This window comes from Phocoenobacter uteri (genome assembly GCF_900454895.1).
Lineage (GTDB): Bacteria > Pseudomonadota > Gammaproteobacteria > Enterobacterales > Pasteurellaceae > Phocoenobacter > Phocoenobacter uteri.
This window is the reverse complement of the sequence record NZ_UGTA01000005.1, coordinates 1-4,002: the sequence shown is the minus strand read 5'-3', so window position 1 is coordinate 4,002 and position 4,002 is coordinate 1. Positions and strand designations below refer to the sequence as shown.

General features: G+C 34.1%; 8 protein-coding genes and 1 pseudogene. 8 read left to right on the top strand and 1 reads right to left on the bottom strand.

Annotated features, from left to right (window positions below; translation table 11 throughout):
* The 8 genes and pseudogenes from DYE60_RS10275 to DYE60_RS10130 all read left to right on the top strand — a co-directional run.
* A pseudogene (locus tag DYE60_RS10275) lies at window positions 1-374 on the top strand (hypothetical protein); the annotation flags it as partial.
* Window positions 375-387: 13 nt separating this feature from the next.
* Window positions 388-573 carry a hypothetical protein gene (locus tag DYE60_RS10155; RefSeq protein ID WP_115315498.1) on the top strand — a complete coding sequence of 62 codons (186 nt, stop codon included), beginning with the start codon at window positions 388-390 and terminating at the stop codon, window positions 571-573.
* A gap of 113 nt (window positions 574-686) precedes the next feature.
* Complete coding sequence (locus DYE60_RS10150; RefSeq protein WP_115315499.1) at window positions 687-1,028, top strand: nucleoside triphosphate pyrophosphohydrolase family protein; 342 nt, start codon at window positions 687-689, stop codon at window positions 1,026-1,028.
* A 143-nt stretch (window positions 1,029-1,171) separates the two neighbouring features.
* Window positions 1,172-1,417: an ANR family transcriptional regulator gene (locus DYE60_RS10145; RefSeq protein ID WP_115315500.1), complete on the top strand. Its 246-nt coding sequence runs from the start codon at window positions 1,172-1,174 to the stop codon at window positions 1,415-1,417.
* Window positions 1,410-1,610 carry a hypothetical protein gene (locus DYE60_RS10140; RefSeq protein ID WP_115315501.1) on the top strand — a complete coding sequence of 67 codons (201 nt, stop codon included), beginning with the start codon at window positions 1,410-1,412 and terminating at the stop codon, window positions 1,608-1,610. Before DYE60_RS10145 ends, DYE60_RS10140 begins: the two co-directional genes overlap by 8 nt.
* A gap of 63 nt (window positions 1,611-1,673) precedes the next feature.
* Window positions 1,674-2,006, top strand: a complete 333-nt coding sequence (locus DYE60_RS10135) for a hypothetical protein (protein WP_115315502.1) — start codon at window positions 1,674-1,676, stop codon at window positions 2,004-2,006.
* A 28-nt stretch (window positions 2,007-2,034) separates the two neighbouring features.
* On the top strand, window positions 2,035-2,361 hold the full coding sequence (locus tag DYE60_RS10270; protein ID WP_172460364.1) for a helix-turn-helix domain-containing protein: 327 nt from the start codon (window positions 2,035-2,037) through the stop codon (window positions 2,359-2,361).
* The gene (locus DYE60_RS10130; RefSeq protein WP_115315503.1) at window positions 2,268-3,278 is read left to right on the top strand and encodes a tyrosine-type recombinase/integrase; all 1,011 of its coding nucleotides are present in this window, start codon (window positions 2,268-2,270) and stop codon (window positions 3,276-3,278) included. Before DYE60_RS10270 ends, DYE60_RS10130 begins: the two co-directional genes overlap by 94 nt.
* 372 nt (window positions 3,279-3,650) lie before the next feature.
* Here DYE60_RS10130 and DYE60_RS10265 read toward each other — a convergent pair.
* Window positions 3,651-4,002 (bottom strand): hypothetical protein (locus DYE60_RS10265; protein ID WP_115316510.1); only part of this gene is annotated, 352 nt, incomplete at its 5' end.

Genomic DNA, 4,002 nt, shown 5'->3' with positions numbered 1-4,002 from the left:
TCATGGGGTGTACTCGTGTTAAACAATTAAGTCGTGTATTAAAAGATGGAAAGGATATTGCACCTGAATTAACAGGTAAAAAAGTGGGGTTATTCTTGCAAAAACGCCTTTACACTAAAGGTGATGGTTCAGATGGTTATCAGTTCCAAATTGTGTGTCCATTTGGTTATGAGACAGGTAAAACATTAGCAGAGTACATTGAAAACAGACCTGCTGAACGAATTGATTATCTTATCGCTCACACCGCAGATAAAGATGATAGAAACCGCCAAGCACCGCAGCCACAGCAAAATCCATACCAAGCACAAAATGAATTTTATGGACAACCTTCATCTGCTAATAGTGGGAACTTTGATGATTCCATACCATTCTAGATAGGAGTAAAAAATGAGTTTATTTGACCAAGTAGAAAAAGAAATTGCAAAAATTACTAATGAATGTTTTAAACAAATTGAAGAAGCTAAAGATATGGTGTTAGAACTTGATCCAGATGACAATGACTTTTCTTATAAAGTCCAAGAAATAGAAGAAAGATTACGTGATGCCCAAGCAACTTTGGGCGATTTAGACTAACACCAACATAAAAATGCACTTTTCTATCGGTGTTGGAACGATACCAATAGAAAATAATAATTTTATATAGACAACCCTTGCAATGCAGGGGTTATTTTTTTATGGAGCAAATAATGAAAAGAACTTTGGAATGGTTTGAAGTAGCGTTATCACATAAGGTTAGTAACAAAGAATGTATTGATGTTCAGTATAAATGTATTGCGGAAGAGTTCTTAGAACTTCAAGATGCTATTAACTCAGATAATGAGGTCGAGCAACTAGATGCTATTTGCGACATCATTGTGAGTTGTATTGGATACGCCTACTTAAATAGCTGGGATGTTATCTCAGCTATAGAAGAAGTTAATAAAAGTAACTTCTCTAAGTTTGAAAATAATAAAGCAGTCTTCAATGAAGGTGGAAAAATCACTAAAGGAAAGTATTTTACACCGCCAAAGTTAGAAAAATTTATATAGGAGACTTAAGTGATAGGCAAAATGTTATTTATGTTGTATCAGTGGTATAAGCAAAGTACCTGTGAACACGAGTATGAACCACAGACATCTAGCGTATGTGATATGCCTGTATGTTTTGTGTGTAAAAAATGTGGGAGAATAAAATGAGAGATATAATTCAAATTCATCACAAAAAACAAAAAGCCTCAAAGAAATGGCAATACAATAATCTTGTTCAACAAGCACGGAAATTGGAACAGGAGGATAACTACGAAGAAGCTAGTAAATTATGGAATAAAGCTCTTAAATTAGCACCGACTGAAAAACAGAAAGGCTGGTGTAGTTATAGAGATAGTCACTGTAAAAGAACGGCTGAAGTAAAAATATTGGTGGAGAAAAATTGTGAGTAGTGAACTAATTTTAAACGATAATAAAAAATATATTGTTATGTATTGGATGCAGGGATTTAGAGAATGGCATATTCTTAGTGAATCAAGATGTGGTGTATCTAAAAGCGAGGCTCTTTCAATAAGAGATTACAATATAAAAATGTGTAAGAAGAATCCTGCATATATATTGGTAACTGAGGTTCCAATAGTATAAAAAGTAACAATCCATTAACCGCCTATAAGCGGTTTTTTTATATCTGAAATAAGGAGAATTAAAATGATGCTTAACCCTTTTAAGTTACGGAAATTACTAGAAGATACAAAGTGGAAATTAGAAGTATCTAATAACCTGATGGAGCAATTGCAAGAACAAAATGATTTGTTAGATAAAAAACTAGTCCCCATTAAGCCAGTAAATAAAGCAGAAGTTAAAGGAAATCAACAATATTACATTGTAACCATTGCTAGTTACCAGCGTGTAAATGGCTGTAAGCTATTAAATGGCAAAGCAGATAAACCACTTCAAGAAGCATTTAACAAAGGTTTTATTTTTGATACAGAAGAAAAGGCTAAGGAAGTGTATCAAAGAATTATGGCAATTAAAGGCTAGAAATCAAACTTAAACCAAGCCCACGCAAGTGGGTTTTATTTTGGAGGGAATAATGGAAGAAGCGTTATCTATACAAGAAGTAGCTGACAAGCTAAAAATGCATTATCAAACAGTGTATGAAAAACGCCATAAATGGGGATTTTTTCAAATGGAAGGATCACGGGTATGGCGTGTTTATCCATCTGTACTTGAACAGAAACGCAAAAAACAGGCAAGCATAGGTAGGCTTGTTTCAATAACAGATCTTATGGGAGAACAGCAATGTCACTCTACAAACGAGAATCAGGTATCTGGTGGGTTAGTATCGCAACGCCATCAGGCAAAAGAATTAGATGCTCTACTGAAACAACTATAAAAAAGAAAGCGGAAGAATTCCACGATAAACTCAAAGCCGAACAATGGCGTGTCAATAAACTAGAGGAAGAGCCAAAATATATTTTTGAAGATGCTCTAATTCTCTATGTAAAAGATGCTGAAAATGTAAAAGATAAAGCAACAAGAAAACGACATGCTACATATTGGAGAACGTGCTTTGCAGGAAAAGAATTAAATACTTTAACAACGAAAGTTATTATAAATAAAGTTCCCACTCATAATGCATCTACTGGTAAGCCACTTTCTAATACAACGCAAAATAAATATTTAAAATCTTTAGGTCGTATTCTAAATTTAGCTTATCAATCTGGCTACATTGATAAAATACCTTATCTTCCAAAGAAAAAAGAGCCTCCAGTACGAGTCAGATGGCTAACAAGAAAACAAGCACAAACTCTTATTGCTAATATATCAACAGAATGGATGAAGAATATCTGTCTTTTTGCCCTGCTAACAGGAGCAAGAAGAACAGAGATTTTAACCATGACTTGGGATAAAATAGACTTTAATAATAGAATTGCTTTAGTGACTAATGATGTTGCCAAATCAGGAAAAGCAAGATCACTATTGTTAAATGAAGAAGCGATAAATGTTTTACAAAATCAGAAAGGGAAACATCACAAGTTTATATTTGTGAGTAGCACGGGTAAACCTCTTTTAGATATAAACAGAAAGACATTTAACCTTGCAACAAAACGGTGTGGAATAAAGGATTTTCACTTCCACGATTTGCGACACACCTGGGCAAGTTGGCACGCTCAAGCAGGAACGCCACTTTTTACTTTAAAAGAGTTAGGTGGCTGGGAAACATTAGAGATGGTAAAAAAATACGCTCACTTAAATGCAGATCATCTTTTATCTCACGCAGAAAGCGTATCAATTTATAGTAGTCGATAAATTGGAGTAAATATTCTTGTCACGATTTTGTCACGTTATCATTTTATGACAAAATAGAAAAACAGAAACATTCTTGTAGGTCATTGATTTAAAAGAGTTTAAATGGTACGCCCTATTGGATTCGAACCAATGACCTACGGCTTAGAAGTGCGAACAAATATAAACAGATAAAACAAAAACTTATTTAAAATCAATTTGTTATACTTTTAAATATGTATTTTTATACATGCAAAATACAACCAATTTAGTGATTTTTTAAATAGTTATGTCACGATTCTGTCACAATCACTGTTTAGTTAATTTTTACCATTGTTCATATTTTTAACCCCAAAATATAACTACAACCTAAACGGAGTATAGCCATATCCCTATTTATTTCTCATTGCTTTCTTCCTCCACATCTTTAACTAGCCCGCCACTAAATAAATACGGATCAACATAACCCATATACTGCTCATTTTCAGGTGTTGGTTGATAGTCTTCAGGGATTGCCTGCGTTAAATTCTCATAAAGCCAATTTTCCAGCTCTACGCCTTTTGGCGGTTTATTCTCAATGGTAAACCGTTTCGGTTCTCCGATTGGGTGTTTGCCTTTTTGTTTAGCTTTCAGCGAGAAATAACTGGTCACCGTTGCGGTGGTTAAGTTATTTGCTAGATCAATACCAATATAAGTGACTTCGTGGTAGTTAACATCAGCACCTGTTGTGATGTCTTCAATAGTTTTT